This window comes from Sphingobacterium sp. UT-1RO-CII-1, assembly GCF_026711005.1.
In the GTDB taxonomy this organism is placed as follows: Bacteria; Bacteroidota; Bacteroidia; order Sphingobacteriales; family Sphingobacteriaceae; genus Sphingobacterium.
On sequence record NZ_JAPPVJ010000005.1, the window covers coordinates 324131 to 341831 of the forward strand.

Consider the following 17701-nt stretch of genomic DNA (forward strand, 5'->3'; position numbering starts at 1 on the left):
TTCTTAAAAGATTAATAGCCCGGAATTTGTACCAATTGTTTGTTACGATCAATTTCCATTTGATGCCAAGGCATAAAATAATTTTTATTATTCCATTCTGCACGTTGCACTGCCACAACACGTTTGTGGAAGTTAGGATCGCTTAAAGAAGATCCTTTCGACATGTCCATACCATAGAACGCACCTCCCTGGCGATAGCCATCTTGGTCAGCTACTTTCCAACGTCTAACATCAAAATATCGTTTTCCTTCAAACACCAGTTCAACTCTTCTTTCTCTACGAATAGCATCGCGTATTTGAGCTTGATTTCCAGAAGTAAGTGCTGGTAAACCTCCTCTTGTCCGAATTGCGTTTAGATATTTCAACACATCAGCATGGTTGGGCTGAGATTCGTTTAAAGCCTCTGCATAGTTTAAATATAATTCAGACAAACGAATCAGCATAGCCGAACGGTTGACTGTTACTGAAGGCGTCACACTGTAAGTAGGATGAATATTTTTTCGTGCAGTATAACCTGATTTAGGCCAATCTCGAGGCGCTCCGTTTTTCCCTGAATTACCTGTTGAAAAAAACTCTACTGCTGTCATCCCTGATTTTGGTGCGCCTGGAATAATCGAGCCGTTGAAAGTGATATAAGCATAAAAACGGGGCTCACGCTTCGTATACATATTATTGGTTCCTGAAACATAATATTTACTTCCTTCACTTGTATACGTCGTCTCGCTATAGCCAGGAAATTGATTAATCGTTAATCCATCCTCCATCCGAAAATCATCAACCAATTCTTGCAAAGCAGCCAAACCATTATAGGGAGTGCCCGTTATAGCTCTAGGAGAAGCGTGCACTTCCCATTGGTTTCTATCTGTTGATGGGCGTATCCAAACTCCCTCTGTTTGATAACCATCCCAAAATACATCCCGTGTAGAAAGAAAAGCTGTTTCAAAAGCATCACTACCCTGTTTGACATATAGTTTTTTACCATTGGCTTCTGCAATATCAATGGCCTTTTTGGCTTGTTTTGCAGCAGTTTCCCATTTTGAGGCTTCATAAGTAGCATTGATCAATTGCTTTCCATCATAGTTTCTCCAATTTGCCATGTCCGTATTTCCATTGTATAACGGACTAGCACTGAACAAAGTAATCTCAGACTTAACAGCTTCTGCAACCATTTTATTTATACGACCAAGCTGTGTGCCATCCACTGTAGTAGTAGTGCCTTGGTAATGTTCCGCAGGCAAATCTGTAATAGCTTCATCAATTTGTGCTAGAACAAACTCTACACATTCGTCCCAAGAGCTTCTTGGTATTTGATAATTGATGCCTCCAGCATCATCTGAATCTATAGGCATAATAACAACAGGACCATGCATTTTCATCACCGACCAGTAGTAATAAGCCCGTAAGAACTTCGCTTCAGCTTTATATTGCTTCACTAAAGTAGCTCCATTTTCAGCTTCTAATAATTCTTTGGATTTATCAACATTGTTAATAAAAATACCACATTGTCTGATCTTGCTATAAAAATCAACATATGAAGTATTCACGTTATCTGCTGATAAAGCTCCCGAATTATGTGGAAACTCTTGCCAGTTTGAAATATCCATTTCGTCACTTATAGCTGAATAATAAAAGCTATACGGCTGATTCCAAATATCAGGAATCATAGCATACAACCCTCCCCAATACGCCTCAGTTTGAGCACGATTTGAGAATATGGTTTCAATATTTAATAAATTATCGGGCTGAGCATCGAAAAAAGAATCGTTACAACTGTCGAATGTCATTACTGCCATAGCTGCTACTAGAACAACCTTTATCTTTTTGTATTTAAAATTCATAGTAATTCTTATTTAAAGTTCATTCTTAAACCAACGTTATAAACCCGTAAATTGGGATATACCAGACCACGTCCATCTCCTAACTCGGGGTCCCAAAAGTCCCATTTAGAAATAGTAAACAGATTCGTGCCGTTTAAGTATATTCTTAGTTTGCTCATGCCTACTTTATCTAGCCATCCTTTTTCTGTAAAGTTGTAACCAAATTCGGCTTGTTTTAATCGGATATAATCTGAACGTTTCATCCACCAAGTACTTTGGTAATAATTTGTTGTGACAGTTTCATTGGTCGATAAACGTGGATATAGTGCTTGTTTATCTGGGTTATTTGGGTCCCAACGGTCTAATACAGTAGTATACATATTGCCGTATGTTGCACCTTGCGAGAAAGGTGTCGTAGCATAACCAGACGCATAATTCATGTCCACTAGTCCAGCCCCTTGGAAGAATAAACTTAGATCAAAACCTTTATAACCACCACCTAATGTTATTCCATAAGTTAATAAAGGAGTCGCTCCATAACCAATAGCTGTTTGATCGTTAGAGTTGATGATACCATCGCCGTTCAAATCTTTATAACGTATATCTCCAACACGTACATCTCCAGCTTGCGTTGCAGAATTGGCAATTTCTTCTTCTGTTTTAAATAATCCGGTTGCTATATAACCGAAACGCTGAGAAATACGATGTCCCTCGCGGTCTAAGTAAGGAAATGCCCAAGGAGGTAAATTATCTTGAACTATTTTATTCGAATTATAGTTCATCGTTCCACGAGCCATTATAAACCCATTCCGCATTTGCTTATTATATTCTAGCGTTAAATCTATTCCTTTATTGGTCGTTTCGCCCATGTTTTTAAAAGGGACATTAGAGGAATTGAAACCCGACACATAAGGAATATCTAAACCTTGAAGTAAAATACCTTCACGGTCTTCTTTAAACAATTCTGCAATAAATTGTAACTCATTATTTAAGAAATTCATTTCAATACCAATGTTGTGTCGGTATGAAGTTTCCCATGTCACATCCCCGCGCATTAAGCTTTCAATATACCCTGTATATCCTCGCTGAGAACCCGGCAGACCAAAATAATAGCTTCCGCCTCCTGAGTTAAATTGCGTTAAGTACATGAATCTCTTATTAGGATCTTCTAGACTTGCATTTCCAGACGAACCATAAGAATACCGTAATTTAAAGTGATTCATTACGTCTTTAATTGGATCAAAAAAGGCTTCATTTGAAACGACCCAACCTAAACCAACAGAAGAGAATAAACCGTAGCGATTATTCGGAGTAAAGTTGTCTGAGCCTGAATATGAAAAGTTAGTCTCGAACAGATATTTACGATCGTACGCATAAGTGGCTCGCCCTACAACATTTCGTTGGCGATAGGGAATTGCTTTTTTATATGTGTCTACATCTTTACCAGAATCAGTATAATCAGACTGATTGAATAAAAGTAGACCTGAAACATCGTGAGCACCAAATTCACGGTTATAATTTAAAGAAGCTTCAGAATATAACCTTCTTGATGTTCCTCGGGATAAGCCAAAAGATAGATCAGGCGAACCTGTTTGCGTATTTGTAAGGATAAGATTACCTTGCTCGTCACGTCCTTCTGCGTAATAAGAAGGGAGAGTTCTCGATCGTATTAACTCTGAATAAAGTGCTGCATCAAAGGCAAACAACCCTGAGGTACTCAATCCCTCGGTTATCATGTCTAACCGCTGAGTTAGACGTAAATTAGACCTAACTACGTTATTATAAATACTACTAACACCCGATTGAGTTAAAGCTTTATACGGGTTTTCCGTCGCACCTTTAACCATAGGCCAGGAACCATCAGAATACTGTATAGGCATTACATGCGGTGCTGCCATTGAGGCTGCAGCAAATATATTATCCCTACCCCAAGACGGTTGGTTAAAATTCTTTAGATATCCATTCAACCCAAAGTCAATCTTAGTTTTGGGAGTTATATTAATAGTGAGATTACTTGTAAAGTTAAAACGATCTTCTTTTAACTCTGAGTTGTAAGACTCAATATCTTCTGTTTTAAATTGACCTGTTTCTCTATAATAACCTAATGAAAGATAATATTGAGCAATATCTGCACCTCCTATAATATTTAGGTTTGCGCGATTGCTTCCTGCATGATTATTAAATAATGCATCGTACCAATCGACATTTGGATACAAATCGGGATCCACACCACTTTTGTGTAATTCGATACGTTCGGGAGAATAGAAAGCCTGTTTGCCACGCATTTCTAATCCTTCATTGAACAATTGCATAAATGTCGGACCATCAATAAATTTTGGCAAATACGTAAAACCGGTTATCCCATTTTGCAACTCGGCAGATATTGTTGGTTTACCAGCTTTACCCTTCCTCGTATTAATAATGATAACTCCGTTTGCGCCACGCGTACCATAAACTGCAGTGGCTGTTGCATCTTTTAAAATTGTGAAGCTTTCGACATCTTCTGGGTCGATATTATTGATATCACGATCAGGCACACCGTCTACAATCAATAATGGTGATTGGGGAGAACTTGCAAATGTAGAAACACCTCGGACAAATAGATTAGCCCCTCCAGACCCTGGACCTCCCGAACGTTGAGTCGCTACTACGCCCGCTAAACGACCAGCAATAGCCGTGGATAAGTTAGCAACCGGAACTTTTAACTCTTCGCGTTTTATAGTTGCCTGAGACCCCACATTGCTTGCTTTTTTTTGTATTCCATATCCCACAACAACGACTTCTTCCAAACCTTGACTATCGTACTGAAGCGTCACATTTAACCGCCGATCACGAACATTTTCTACCTCCATTGTTATGAAACCAATGTATTTAAATATAAAGGTTTCTCCTGGATACGTTTCAAAAATATATCGCCCATTTTGATCAGTAACCGTACCTCCTGATTTTCCTTTTATACTTACTGACACTCCCGACAAAGGGTTATTCAAAGAGTCGACAATAATACCGGTCACCTCTATTTTTTCTTGCAGCGCCTTTACAGCTTTATCTACAGTAGGGGCCCTATGAATGGGTTTCGAAGGACTAGAAGATGGAGACAGTTCTTTGACAAGAATAGTTTTCTTACTAATAGTATACGTAAGATTCAAAGGCTTTAAAACCTCAGTAAGTCCATCCTCTAGATTTGTGTTTTTAAAATCGATATTGCCGATAGATACATTCTGAATAAGGGAGGCTTCCCCGATTGTGTTATAGCCTGTTTGTTTCTTCACCTCTTTAAAGAACTCGACTAAAGTCGTTTCCTTTTTGCTAATAGTGAATACTTGTGCTTTCGCTGACGCAGTAAGTTGTGTCAACATAATTGACACAATAAGCAATGGCATAGCCATATGACAATCTGCTTTCATAAATCTCTTTCGTATCAGAGACTTATAGATAATTTTTAGATTATTCATTATCTTTGGTAAGATTTAATTAATTGATATTAGTTAACTATTTTAAATTAGCCGGAGAACTGGTACTTCTCTGGCTTTTTATTCTCCCACGTTATTTCACTATAACCCTCCTTCCTTCTACTTTAAACTTGGCTATATTTGCTCCTTCTAGAACAAGAAGAGCATCCTTAAACTCCTCGAATTTAGACAAGGTTCCCCAAACCAACTTTTGCTTCTTATTATTAGATTCAAAGACAAAGTCTACGTCATACCAACGAGACAATCTATGTAAGGCCTCCTGTAGTTCCAAACCATTAAACATAAATTCTCCATTTTTCCAGGCCAATACTTCATCGGGATCAAAGGTAGCCACAGACACTCCACGACCACTATTTAAAGATCTATACCCAGGCTTAAGCATCACTTTGTCCGCAGATATTGTCGATTTAACCTCTACACTACCTTCAGTTAATGAGGTTTGCGATTGTCTGATATTTGCATAAGCAAGGACATTAAATTTAGTCCCGAAAACAGTGATCTTTTCATAGTCGGTTTCCACTACAAAACGTGATTGAGCCTTATGAGCTACTTCAAAAAAAGCTTCCCCTCGTAAACGGACATGCCTTATAGAATCATCGAAACGAGACGGAATCTCTATCTTGGAGTCTGCGTTTAACCAAACAATTGTACCGTCAGTCAGCATTACTTTATATTCGCCCCCCCGAGGGGTAATAATTGTAGTATATTCGACTGGTTCTAAAGTCGAAACTAAAGGTTGCATCATCAAGGTAGTGGAATCAAGCTTTTTGAATGATGAAGTACCTAACTTGAATTGCTCACCTACACCGACATCTGTTAAATTATATTTAGTACCGGAAGGGCTATAAACAAAAAGCTTGTTACCTCCTGGAGCTATTCGGTTATAAAAATTATCGTAATACCAATATAATGAGAAAGTAAGAAGTAATACCGCAGCCACATACTTAAAAATATTAGCTCGCCAATGAACTATACGAGACTTCTGAATGGGCGGATCAATTGAGAGGGATGACAAACGCTTAAACATTCGCTGCCCTAACTCCTCTGCTTCTTCCTCACTAAATTCGTCAAATGAAAAATCGTCAAATGAAGCGTACCAAGACTCGAACTCCCACATTTCTTCTTCCGTGATTGTTTTATCAAGCCATTTCTTTGATAGCTGCTCTAGGCGTTCCTTAGTTATCTTTTTCATCAAATTTAGAATTGACTCTGTGGTCAACTACATATATAATCAGTTGAAAAAGACTTATCCCTTACAGTAATTGAAAAAAAATATTTTATTTACAATTTTAAGAAAATGAGTAAACTCTCTAAGACTCCGGAGCCAATCAAAACTTTACGCAAATGTTTCCTCGCTTTAGAGAGATGAGCTTCGACTGTTTTTTCTGAGATTACAAGTTCCTCGGCTATCTCACGTTGTGAAAACCCATCATTTACCCGCAAACGAAAAACTATTTGACAACGTTCTGGTAGAAGCTGTACAGTCTTCTCAATTAGCTCTTCTAATGCTCTATGGTTTAAATACTCTTCTATATTATAATGGGCATCACGACTATTATTAGTGAGCCACGTTAGGTAGTTTTGACGATGCTTGATCTTATCATAGTAATTTATAACTTGATACTTAACAGCAGTAGCAAAATAAGGAGCAAATGTTTTTTCTATCGTAATTTGAGCGCGACGAAACCAGACTTTCAAAAATATACTTTGAACTATCTCTTCAGCGATATCTCTATCTTGCGTACGCTTTAAGACAGTATTATACATGGATAGCCAATAGCGTTGATAGATTTCTTCGAATGACTTTTCACAGCCTTCGTTCAATCCTTTCATTAAATCTATGTCTGACTTATGTTTCATCGAAAAGTTTACAGGTGGTTTATGTCATAACCCAAATCTAATTTTTATTTGCAAGGAAATGAAATTGAATAAACATTTTCATCCCAAAAGAATATTTTTAATGTAACATAACAACATTTATTGTGCAAATTAATCTTTTAAGATTAATGTGGCTATATAGGTATTTACTAGAAGAACATTACGAATACCTAACATATAAATGTTAGTAATAAACACCTAAAAGAAAAATCACAATAGACAGATAAATCATCTCATGTAACAAGTTTTGCTTCTACAGAAGCAGCTGTAGATCTATTTCTGACCAATATCTTTGAGGTAAAAGAATAGCTTTTTGTTTCACATCAATATGAAAAAAAAATTGGAGCGCTACGCCAGCCCCTTTCCTACTCCATCCCTCAAACTTATCTTCACCCCTCTCTGTCATAGGTTGATAAAATCGGCTTCTATCACTTTTTATTCTAAAAAAGGGGATATAGTCATCTGCTGACTGCAAAATGTCATACGTAACATATTCTCCTTCATCTACTGTAGTGCTCGGACGGATAAGCGGCACACCAGGCAACGAGCCCGTCATCGCTCCCTCCATACGCCCATCACGATCAACGATATTTATATTCAACTTAAGCGAAAGATAGTCTTGAATACTTGCAAAATCAATGAGCTTGTCAGTGGTGCTCGCAATTTGCTGTAGATTATCATCGTATACAATAGTGGTATCATGCTTAGTAATTAAGTAAATATGACCTCCCGCCGATTGCCTATAGTACTTAAAATCAATAACCTTTTGCTCTACTCGTTTTATTTCAAAATCTACCTTCGAAAGAACATCTACAGTAAATTCGTTGATCTCATCTTTTGTTATGCCGACTAAGTAATCACCGAAAAGCTGGACTTCTTCATACTTCTTGGGTAGTAGTTTTCTATTTTCTAAATCAAAGTTATTTATCAAAAAAGACTTGTCATCTAGATGAGCATACATATAGTCGTCGTTTCCAATGCTTAGTAAACGGTTGTCCAGCAAGTTTAAAATTTCTCTTTCCCCCGTAACCGTATGAATAATATATGCGCTCTTGTCTTTACTGCTTAGGGCAAGATAAGGCGACCTATCATGAATACACGCCACTTTCTCTTCATAAGAAGGCTCTAGGGTTTCTTTTCCCTTGACATCGGTAACCCCATACAAGCCATTCCACACAAATTCATAATATTGGCGTTCCTGCGACCTTACTAATAAAGAAAGAAAGGCTAAAAAGATAATAAAAGTTGTTGTTTTCATTTTTCTACTTTAAACATATGCTAATTATAATGCATTAATTACATACATCCCTAGACAGGGCAGCATATTGTGAAAAAGCACTCGATTAGCAATCGAATATACATACTTTTAAAAGAAATATATCCAAAGAATCTCCCCTGCATAAACAAAACGAATTTAAAAAAAACCTTAAATATGACGACGAATGAAAAGTCATTTCGTTGATTTAAATAGCTATTGCCTATATTTATCTTAAAATAAATATATAGATTCCCCAACACTCATGATAAAAACCATAATCATACTTTTCTCCGCTTTAATAATGGGATGCGCACTTTCGGCAGACGCTCAGGTTCGTGTCGTTAATGAAACAGAAAGTGAAATATTCCGTACAGGAAAAAACACAAGATACCAAGTTGGAACATCGAAACTAAAAGATGGAAAAATAAAACTATACTACACTAGCGATAAAGAAGATGATATAACGCTTGCAGAAGTTATATTGAAAAATGAAGACGATTTTAATGAACTTTTCAATATTATAACAGATGTTTTTGAAAAAAAACCTGATCTGCCCGTTAAAGTAGACCTAGGCGACTCTTATCTGCAGATTTATCATATCAGCATGCTTGTTGGTCCTTCAATAATAAAATTGAATCACGCTTATAAAAGTGCCCCGTATAATAGCATTATATCAAAAAACATGAGCTATAAGGAAATTAAAAAACTATTTGACAAACCGTAGAGAGGCTTTTCAAGCCTTCTTCCGAACAAATAACCTAACGAAGTAAAGGGTCATTAACTTATTGAAAAATAAATGATTAATAGAGATTAAATAAAATACGCTGTCGTATTACATTGTACCTCCCCCAATGACCGGAACCTAGCATGCACACCACAATAAAAAATCTGGCATAATATAATGTAGATATTCCATAGAACAGTTGAAAATCCGCCTATATACACATGAAAGATCAAGAAATATTTTCGTATAAATTAGACTCAAAATTACTCTTTTTAATGACAGCCACCACAGGGCTAGTTATTGCAAACAACTATTATAACCAGCCTCTATTAGGACTTATGGCTGCAGGATTCGGTGTTACCGAATTGCAGATTAGTAATGTACCGATGTTGACACAAATCGGTTTTGCACTAGGCTTGTTTATTATCGTTCCATTAGGTGATAAAATGGAAAGAAAAAAACTAATTCTATCCCAGTTTTTCTTTATGATATGTGCACTTTTAGCAACAGGTTGGGCACAGTCTCCGTTACAACTAAAAATAGCAAGTTTTTTTGTGGGGTTCACTTCTGTCGTTCCCCAGTTAATAATTCCTATGGCAGCACAACTTGCTGATAACAAAAACCGGGGCGCCGTAATAGGAGCGGTAATGACAGGATTATTTATCGGGATTCTGGGCTCGCGTACCCTCAGCGGTTTTATTGGCATATATTTGGGATGGCAGGCTATGTTTTTCTTAGCAGCAGGAATGATGTCCATATTGTTTATATTTTTAAACAAGTCTCTCCCACAAATACAACCAGACTTTACAGGCAACTATATCTCTTTACTAAAATCCATTTTACAAAAGTTCCGCTCGCAGCCTAAACTCCGTCTCGCAAGTTTTAGAGGTGCACTAGACTTTGCTGGTTTCAGTATTTTTTGGACAACTTTAGTATTCCTGCTTGAATCTCCTCCTTTTTATTTTGGTAGCGATATTGCCGGAGCAATGGGACTTGTAGGAATAGCTGGCGCAATTGTGGCGTCATGGGTTGGAAAACTAAGTGATAAAATGAATAAAAACAGGCTTATTTCAATAGGAATACTCATTATCTTACTATCTTGGGCTGTTATTGGCTTTTCAACAGCAAGTATTGTCGGGCTCATAATCGGCGCATTCCTTTTAGATTGGGGCGTTCAGTCGGTACATATTACCAATCAAACAATTATTTTCGAAGGAAATCCTGCAGATCGTAATCAGATAAATACAGTGTATATGGTTATGTACTTTATTGGAGGAGCTTTAGGCACCATGTTGGGAGGGTACCTTTGGTTTTATTATGGGTGGCACGGAGTTTCATATGGCGGGGGTATAATTACAGTAATCATGTTTTTAGTACATATAGTCGGAAATAGACGAATAAAAAGTATGTAAAACCATCTGCACTACAAGTAAATGCCAGTTAGACTGTTTGAAGTATATCATCTACCGCAAATTTCAGATTCAGCCTACCATGAAACATCTATTCCACCAGATATAGAGAAAGATACCCTATGTCTATATCTGATGAACAATATGTCGAACACAAGTTTTAATTTCTACCCTTTAAAAGGTTTACTATCGTTTAGATCGTCTATTTAACTTTTGTTCTAACTTTGCAACAAGTTGCGGATGTATCTTAAATAATGTAGGAGAATTGGGTTTATAACGATAGGAAGCTATTTTTTCTTTCACCCGCTTGTTGTTAACCTTCTGATAAATACCTTCCAATTCAGGCGATATCATAACATATAGCTCATTCATGTCAACCATCACGATATGATCAAATCGTATGTACAAGTTTTTATTGACATGTATGAAGATACCACCATACATATCATCAATTTCTTCTTCATCATCCATCAAATAAGGTACGGTGTATCCCTCATTGATGATAACATAGTCAAAGCCCTCGCCATAGACAAATGAGAAAAAATCGATTTCAACAGAAGCTACTTTCTCGTTCAGGACAGGGTCTGCAAAAGTATTAGCCATTTTCTCTGCCCTATCGACAAAGTCATCCATACTCTCTTCCTGATTCTTACTTTCCGACTTTAAGGTATCTTCTTGATCAGTCTCCGACAGAAAAGAAGCTTTCTGCATATAATTATTAGGTATAAATACAGCACAAAAGTGATTGTAAAGTGGCTTATATAAGAGTAAAAGTATTAACCCCACAGTAATTATAAGAAAAAAGTAGCGGGCATCCCTTAAACGACCTAATTCATAAAGGACAGGATCTATAGGTAAGTCGGAAAACGCAGCATAAAAAGAACCACCTGATCTGGAAAGATCATCGGTAAGATCAATTAAAAATTGCCAGCTATAAAAAAGTAGGATGAACGCATAAAGCATATATGTCCAAATCCAAGGCGGTTTTTGCTGAGTTGTAGTATATCTAAAATATACGAATATAAAAACCACACCACTGAAAAGTACGGTAATAATAGCGTTCACTAAAAGAGCATTGAAAAAGGCTTCCCTTAAGTAAATGTCATAAAGATCATCAGCCGCTCCTTGGAGAGCTGGCCAATAGCTCATGAAAGTAGCCGCAAAAAAAAGTAGAAAAAAAGGTCCAAAATAAAGCACCCATGGTCTAACCATAGATATCAATCTCTGTGTTTTCTCCATAATCTGTTTACTGTTTATATATTGGAACATTAAAGATACCGATTATATCCCATATTAAAAAACTAGTTTACAGACACTTAAAACAAACCTCCAATAAGTATCGACAAAAGTTCACAAAAAGAATAGTTTTTTATCTTTTCCGCTTCTTGCTGAAAAAAGACATATCTCTGTTATAGCGCAAAAAAAACACTAAAGCTCCAAAATATCGGCACCCAAAATAGCGTAACATCGATGACGATCGTTTTTACGTATAATATGCAAACCGGTCCATCGACCGAAGGCTGGCAGAGTTAGTATATTACGTTCCAAGATAAAGGCTGGCAATCGGAAGCGCTGCCTGCCAGCTGTATGAAACTCGACTCCAGGATGAACATGCCCAACAATATTTAAAATATTCTTAGGAAGATTAATTATAGGCTCATGAGATAGTATGATATGACGGTCAAGAGAAAAAGATGAACAACTGCGTAAACAAGTAGCCCGAATGATATCTTCTGAAATTAAGTCATGGTTGCCTTTTGTAAGCACAAATTCGATCTGCCGAAAATGATCCAAATATTCTATAAATTTATCCCATTCATAATTCCAGGAAGAGTGAAAAAGATCACCCAAAAAAACAACTCTTTTTATATTTAACTTTTCGATAAGAGTGCCCAATCTTTCAAACTCTTCGAGGAGTTGCATTTCAGGCACAAACACGCCGTGCTGTCTAAAGTGCCCCAACTTTCCTAAATGCCAATCAGCCAATAATAGGGTATGATATTGCGGAATATATAACACCCGCTGTGGCATCATAAGCAACTCTACGTCTTCCCAAATTAACAACTTAGCTTTCACTATATCTTTTCTTGTAATTGTAACTTTAACTGTTCTAAACGGCTCTGCCAATCTTCATTGCTGTATCTCTCACGAAAAGATTCAGAGAAAATAGGGAAAGAAAACGGGGTTAACTTGTCAGGAAATGTCAGTCGTATTGTATGTTTACTGATCCGTTCAAAAGCTCGTTGCATACGGCCTTCTTCCAATTGAAAATCAAACACTTCATCATACGCTTGCCGCAACAATAGGTTGTGCGGATCATAATCTTCAAAAACAGAGAAGAACAAACCGGCATTTGCTTGCAAATGCTTACTTTTCATCTGCTTACCGGGATACCCCTGGAATACTAATCCAGCTATTCCAGCTATATCTCGGAAACGACGTCTTGCCATTTCTCTCACATTGATTCCTTTAGTAATATCTTGATGTAGGAATTCTACAGAAAGTAGAGCCTTTAACAATTCTAAATTAATAGAAATAGGATTGGCAGACAAAAGCTCAAAGCCATATTCATTACTTGCAATACTAAAAGTGATAGGCTGTATCTTACTAAAACGATAGGCTAAAACTTGGGCAACTCCTTCGTGTACAAGCTTACCCTCAAAAGGATATACAAATAAATGATAACCATAGCGAGTGTGAATATACTCGACAAGCAATTCATTCTCTTTAGGTAACGCCGAACGGATAGCTTGTTCTTTAAACAAAGGCATTAAAAAATGAAGCTCTTCACTTTTCCCACTCTTTTTATGTATAGAGCTAAAACTATGACGAATAGCAACACCTAAATCAGGAGAAATAGAAAATCGACCTCCCATCCACGATGGAACCACACCGGCTTTTCTGTTCGTAGGCCTAACGATTGCTTCCAAATTTCGAACCTGTACCAACTCTAACTGTCTGCCCGCAAACCAAAATACATCACCAGCTTTAAGCCTAGAAATAAAGTATTCTTCTATACTACCTAAATATTTGCCAGACCTAAATTTTACCCGCATCATAACATCTGATACAATTGCTCCTATGCTTAACCGGTGTCGCATAGCTAACTTACGGCTGATAACTTTATATATACCGTCCTCAGAAACTAAACGATGAAAATCATCATAAGCACTCAAAGATTTCCCACCATGAGTTAATAAGGCTATACAATTTTCAAATTCTTCTCTATTAACACTCGAAAAACAATGCGTTTTTTTTATCTCTGAAAAAACCTTATCTGCATCAAACCCATCACCGACAGCAAGCGTCGTAAGGTACTGAAGCAAGACATCAAAACTACGTATATAAGGTATACGTTGCTCTACGATACCTTTAGAAATAGCATACTTAAGAGAATCCCCCTCAATGATTTCTAAGGAGTTTGTAGGGACATAATAAATATAGGAGGTTGCATAAGGGCTATGCCCCGATCTCCCAGCCCGTTGCATAAATCGGGCTATTCCTTTAGGCGCCCCAATTTGTATAACACAATCAACTGGCCTAAAATCTACTCCCAGATCCAAACTACTGGTACATACTACCGCTTTTAGCCTTCCTTCATGCAAAGCCTGCTCCACCCAAACTCTGACTTCATCGCTCAAAGAACCGTGATGAATTGCTAGAATACCAGCAAAATCAGGGTATTGCGAAATAATATGCTGATACCAAATTTCGGCTTGAGAACGTGTATTTGTAAAGATTAATGTTGTATTAAAGCGATTGACAATATCGATGACTTTATCTAGAAGCTTAATACCAAGATGGCCCGCCCATGGAAACTTTTCAAGGCTGTCAGGTAAAACTGTCTCGGCAGAAAGCTTCTTTTCAATATGCGCCCGAATCAAGGCGCCGCCCGACTCTTCGCCCAGAAGAATATGCCGAGCTTGCTCTAAATTACCAATTGTTGCAGAAACTCCCCAAATTTTGAGGTTCGGATTCAATACCTTTAAACGGCTTAAGGCAAGCTCTACCAACACACCCCTCTTGCTACCTAACAATTCGTGCCATTCGTCCACAACAACAAATTCTACGTGCTTGAAATAATCATGTCCACCCTTAGATGCTAATATAAGATGTATACTCTCAGGGGTAGTAATAAGTGCGCAAGGTGATGACTTGCGTTGTTTCTGACGCCGAGCAGTTGAGGTATCCCCCGTACGCAACTCAACTGTATAATCCAAGTCCATTTCCTCACTTACTAAAGAAGTGACTCGATGTATTTCTTTAGACAATGCACGTAAAGGCGTAATCCAGAGCGCATGAACTTTTGGGCTTTTTAATTTTTTTCTCGTTGCCAAGTAACGTTCATTTTCATAATAATGTTGTACTATTCCAAACCATATAGCAAAAGTTTTCCCGAAGCCAGTAGGCGCATTTAAAAGACCTGAGTGCTCTTTTGACATTGCCTGCCAAGTATCTTCCTGAAACCGATGGGGTTGCCATCCCTGATTAAAAAACCATGCTTCAGCTATCCTATTCATTTAAATGATTCAATTAACGTCAACAAATCTTGCTTATGATTGGCCTCTGCTGCTAGCTTATCTTTTCGCCAGCGCACTATTCGAGGAAAACGAAGAGCTACGCCCGACTTATGCCTAGTACTTAAACCAATACCTTCAAAAGCCAATTCAAATACCAGTTCAGGTTTCACACTTCGTACAGGCCCAAACTTTTCTTTAGTGTTTCTTTTAACCCAACGATCAACTTCTAATATCTCTTTATCCGTCAGTCCTGAGTAAGCTTTTGCAAAAGGAACCAGCTGTTCCCCGTCCCAAACCGCAAAAGTATAATCTGTAAAAAGGTTTGCCCGACGCCCATGTCCTGCTTGCGCATATATCAAAACGCCATCAACGGTCATCGGATCTGTCTTCCATTTCCACCAGCTTCCTCGCTTACGGCCCACCTCGTAAATGCTGTCTTTACGTTTTAACATCAATCCTTCAGCCCCATATTGACGTGCCGTTTGTCTAAATGATTCGGCACTCTCCCAATTGGGAAACTCTAAATTTTCTGACAAAAGGAGAATATTACCGACAGGATAACGGGCCAATGTATCTGCTAATAAAGCACGTCGTTCTGCTAATGGCCAAGAACGAATATCCTGACTTTGCCATTCTAACACATCGTAACAGACCATAACAAGCGGGACTTCCTCTAAATTGCGCTTACTCAATTTTTTCCGACCAATACGTGTTTGCATAAGCTGGAATTCCAATGGAGAACCGTTTTTCCACGGCAATATCTCACCATCCAACACCGTACCATCTGGCAAAAGAGTATGCAATTGTTGAAATTCGACAAATTTATCGGTCATCAGATCTTCACCGCGGCTCCACACAAATACCTCATTTTTTCTCACTATGATTTGCCCGCGTATGCCGTCTAATTTCGGTTCTATCAACCAATCATCTATAGCAGCAGTTTTGAAAAAATCAGAATCTACAGGATAAGCAAGAAAAAAGGGATAAGGCATAAAGTATTTTTCAGCCAAAAGTGCCTGATGAAATAAAGATTCCATTGTTTCGGCAAAAGGATCCCACTTTCCCATCAACCGATGTTCAACCACAGCAGCCTCCATATGTAAATGCTGTCCGAGTGCCTTAATGACTAATTTTTTAGAAACACCGACCCGAAAATTACCAGTCAATAATTTATTAAATAAAAAAAGCGCGGTACTACTGAAGGTAGACCAATATGCCTCTATCTTTTCTTTTCTTTGATCGAAGGTATTATCCTGCATTTCAATAAGATCCTCTAAAATATTTTGTATATTAAAAGGACGGGAAGCTTGTCTTTGATCAACAATCAGCGATAGTGTTTCTGCCAAATCGCCGACTACATAATAAGACTCTTCCAAAAGCCATAAAGGGATAGCAAGACGATCTGCTGCCCATAATCGTAAATCACTAGTCTTTACTGGGCGCTTGGGCTTATAGCCCATCAATACAGCAATGCCAAGTAGCTTTTCCTTTTCGTCAGCATATTGCAAGTATTCCACAATAGCATTAACCTTAGCCGAAGTTTTTGTCGTGCTGTCAAGGCGTTCAAAAAGTTCAACAAAAGTCATGAGTCCTCTCCTTCCATATCAGGGCGATAAAGAGTATTAAGAACAGTAGCATGAAGCCCATATTGCTCATTTATCCAACGTGCAAAATTTGACTCATAGCCATGTGTTAGGTATATATGCTTGGCACCTGTTGCAATAACGGCCTTGTTCAGCTGCTGCCAGTCGCAATGATCAGATAAGACAAAACCTCTATCCATTGACCGACGCCGTCGGGAGCCACGCAATTGCATCCACCCACTGCACATTCCCTCACGGTAAGGTTTAAATTTCCGTAACCAAGGAGTGCCCGAGGCTGAAGGTGGCGCTACGATAACTGCTCCTTTCATGTTACTAAAATTCGTATCTGAACCTAAACGCATACCCGGAAATTGATAACCGACCTCGCTCAAAGCTTCATTAACATTCGCTACGGCTCCGTGCAGAAATACTTCCCCTAAAGAGGTGTCTAGATGCGTTAAAATATTTTGGGCTTTTCCTAAAGAATAACCATAAAGTATCGTATTAAACCCTTCTTCAGCATTTGCCGCCCACCAACTGTTAATGTCAGCATAAACTTCAAGTGTTTTAGGGAAGTGATAAATAGGTAACCCAAAAGTACATTCTGATATAAAATGATCACAGCTAACAAGCTCAAATGGCTCGCTAAGGCCATCATTTTCTAACTTATAATCACCGGTAAATACCCACACTTCGCCCTGATAAACAAGTCGAATCTGAGCAGACCCAATGATATGCCCCGCCGGATGAAAAGAGAGGGTTACGCCATTGATTTCGAACTCTTCTCCATACGATACTCCTTGGGCAGACTGCTCTTCTCCAAGCCTTAACTTTAACAGCGGTACGGTGTGCTCATGACATATATAGTGTCCCATCCCCCATCGCATATGATCGCTATGACCATGCGTAATCAGTGCAAGTTTAACAGGCCTCCAGGGATCGATATAAAAATCTCCCTGTTTGCAGTACAGCCCGTTCTCGTTAACAGTCAATAATGTCATGCTATATCAAATTCAAAAATTCACATCGTATTCTTTTA

At 38.1% G+C, this 17701-nt stretch carries 12 protein-coding genes; 2 read left to right on the plus strand and 10 right to left on the minus strand.

What is annotated here, in order from left to right; genetic code table 11:
- Positions 1-11: 11 nt before the first annotated feature.
- From ORI89_RS13180 to ORI89_RS13200, 5 genes are all read right to left on the minus strand, one after another.
- Positions 12-1838, minus strand: coding sequence for a RagB/SusD family nutrient uptake outer membrane protein (locus tag ORI89_RS13180; RefSeq protein WP_268230954.1), 1827 nt, complete (start codon positions 1836-1838; stop codon positions 12-14).
- A gap of 8 nt (positions 1839-1846) precedes the next feature.
- Positions 1847-5224 carry a TonB-dependent receptor gene (locus tag ORI89_RS13185; RefSeq protein WP_268230955.1) on the minus strand — a complete coding sequence of 1126 codons (3378 nt, stop codon included), beginning with the start codon at positions 5222-5224 and terminating at the stop codon, positions 1847-1849.
- Between the two features lie 139 nt (positions 5225-5363).
- Positions 5364-6482, minus strand: a complete 1119-nt coding sequence (locus tag ORI89_RS13190; RefSeq protein WP_268230956.1) for a FecR family protein — start codon at positions 6480-6482, stop codon at positions 5364-5366.
- An 89-nt stretch (positions 6483-6571) separates the two neighbouring features.
- The gene (locus tag ORI89_RS13195; protein ID WP_268230957.1) at positions 6572-7150 is read right to left on the minus strand and encodes an RNA polymerase sigma factor; all 579 of its coding nucleotides are present in this window, start codon (positions 7148-7150) and stop codon (positions 6572-6574) included.
- A 271-nt stretch (positions 7151-7421) separates the two neighbouring features.
- The gene (locus ORI89_RS13200; protein WP_268230958.1) at positions 7422-8426 is read right to left on the minus strand and encodes a hypothetical protein; all 1005 of its coding nucleotides are present in this window, start codon (positions 8424-8426) and stop codon (positions 7422-7424) included.
- A 262-nt stretch (positions 8427-8688) separates the two neighbouring features.
- Between ORI89_RS13200 and ORI89_RS13205 the strand changes: the two genes are divergently transcribed.
- Entirely contained in the window at positions 8689-9150 is a 462-nt protein-coding gene (locus ORI89_RS13205; protein WP_268230959.1) for a hypothetical protein, read from the plus strand.
- Between the two features lie 221 nt (positions 9151-9371).
- Complete coding sequence (locus tag ORI89_RS13210; protein ID WP_268230960.1) at positions 9372-10562, plus strand: MFS transporter; 1191 nt, start codon at positions 9372-9374, stop codon at positions 10560-10562.
- Between the two features lie 183 nt (positions 10563-10745).
- On the opposite strand, the gene ORI89_RS13215 is transcribed toward ORI89_RS13210, so the two are convergent.
- The 5 genes from ORI89_RS13215 to ORI89_RS13235 all read right to left on the minus strand — a co-directional run bounded on the left by ORI89_RS13215 (position 10746) and on the right by ORI89_RS13235 (position 17663).
- Positions 10746-11798, minus strand: a complete 1053-nt coding sequence (locus tag ORI89_RS13215; protein WP_268230961.1) for a hypothetical protein — start codon at positions 11796-11798, stop codon at positions 10746-10748.
- A gap of 189 nt (positions 11799-11987) precedes the next feature.
- Positions 11988-12635, minus strand: a complete 648-nt coding sequence (gene pdeM, locus ORI89_RS13220) for a ligase-associated DNA damage response endonuclease PdeM (RefSeq protein WP_268230962.1) — start codon at positions 12633-12635, stop codon at positions 11988-11990.
- Positions 12635-15079 carry a ligase-associated DNA damage response DEXH box helicase gene (locus tag ORI89_RS13225; RefSeq protein WP_268230963.1) on the minus strand — a complete coding sequence of 815 codons (2445 nt, stop codon included), beginning with the start codon at positions 15077-15079 and terminating at the stop codon, positions 12635-12637. The genes pdeM and ORI89_RS13225 overlap by 1 nt, the downstream gene beginning before the upstream one ends.
- A complete protein-coding gene (locus ORI89_RS13230) occupies positions 15076-16665 on the minus strand; it encodes an ATP-dependent DNA ligase (protein WP_268230964.1) in 1590 nt (529 codons plus the stop codon). Before ORI89_RS13230 ends, ORI89_RS13225 begins: the two co-directional genes overlap by 4 nt.
- Entirely contained in the window at positions 16662-17663 is a 1002-nt protein-coding gene (locus ORI89_RS13235; RefSeq protein WP_268230965.1) for a ligase-associated DNA damage response exonuclease, read from the minus strand. Before ORI89_RS13235 ends, ORI89_RS13230 begins: the two co-directional genes overlap by 4 nt.
- Positions 17664-17701 lie beyond the last annotated feature (38 nt).

What these genes read in the sequence shown, in the direction of transcription:
- ORI89_RS13185 (WP_268230955.1), bottom strand. Translation starts at nt 5,224, where the DNA reads ATGAAAGCAGATTGTCATATGGCTATGCCATTGCTTATTGTGTCAATT.
- ORI89_RS13225 (WP_268230963.1), bottom strand. Translation starts at nt 15,079, where the DNA reads ATGAATAGGATAGCTGAAGCATGGTTTTTTAATCAGGGATGGCAACCC.
- ORI89_RS13215 (WP_268230961.1), bottom strand. Translation starts at nt 11,798, where the DNA reads ATGGAGAAAACACAGAGATTGATATCTATGGTTAGACCATGGGTGCTT.
- ORI89_RS13200 (WP_268230958.1), bottom strand. Translation starts at nt 8,426, where the DNA reads ATGAAAACAACAACTTTTATTATCTTTTTAGCCTTTCTTTCTTTATTA.
- ORI89_RS13195 (WP_268230957.1), bottom strand. Translation starts at nt 7,150, where the DNA reads ATGAAACATAAGTCAGACATAGATTTAATGAAAGGATTGAACGAAGGC.
- ORI89_RS13210 (WP_268230960.1), top strand. Translation starts at nt 9,372, where the DNA reads ATGAAAGATCAAGAAATATTTTCGTATAAATTAGACTCAAAATTACTC.
- ORI89_RS13190 (WP_268230956.1), bottom strand. Translation starts at nt 6,482, where the DNA reads ATGAAAAAGATAACTAAGGAACGCCTAGAGCAGCTATCAAAGAAATGG.
- ORI89_RS13180 (WP_268230954.1), bottom strand. Translation starts at nt 1,838, where the DNA reads ATGAATTTTAAATACAAAAAGATAAAGGTTGTTCTAGTAGCAGCTATG.
- ORI89_RS13205 (WP_268230959.1), top strand. Translation starts at nt 8,689, where the DNA reads ATGATAAAAACCATAATCATACTTTTCTCCGCTTTAATAATGGGATGC.
- ORI89_RS13230 (WP_268230964.1), bottom strand. Translation starts at nt 16,665, where the DNA reads ATGACTTTTGTTGAACTTTTTGAACGCCTTGACAGCACGACAAAAACT.
- ORI89_RS13235 (WP_268230965.1), bottom strand. Translation starts at nt 17,663, where the DNA reads ATGACATTATTGACTGTTAACGAGAACGGGCTGTACTGCAAACAGGGA.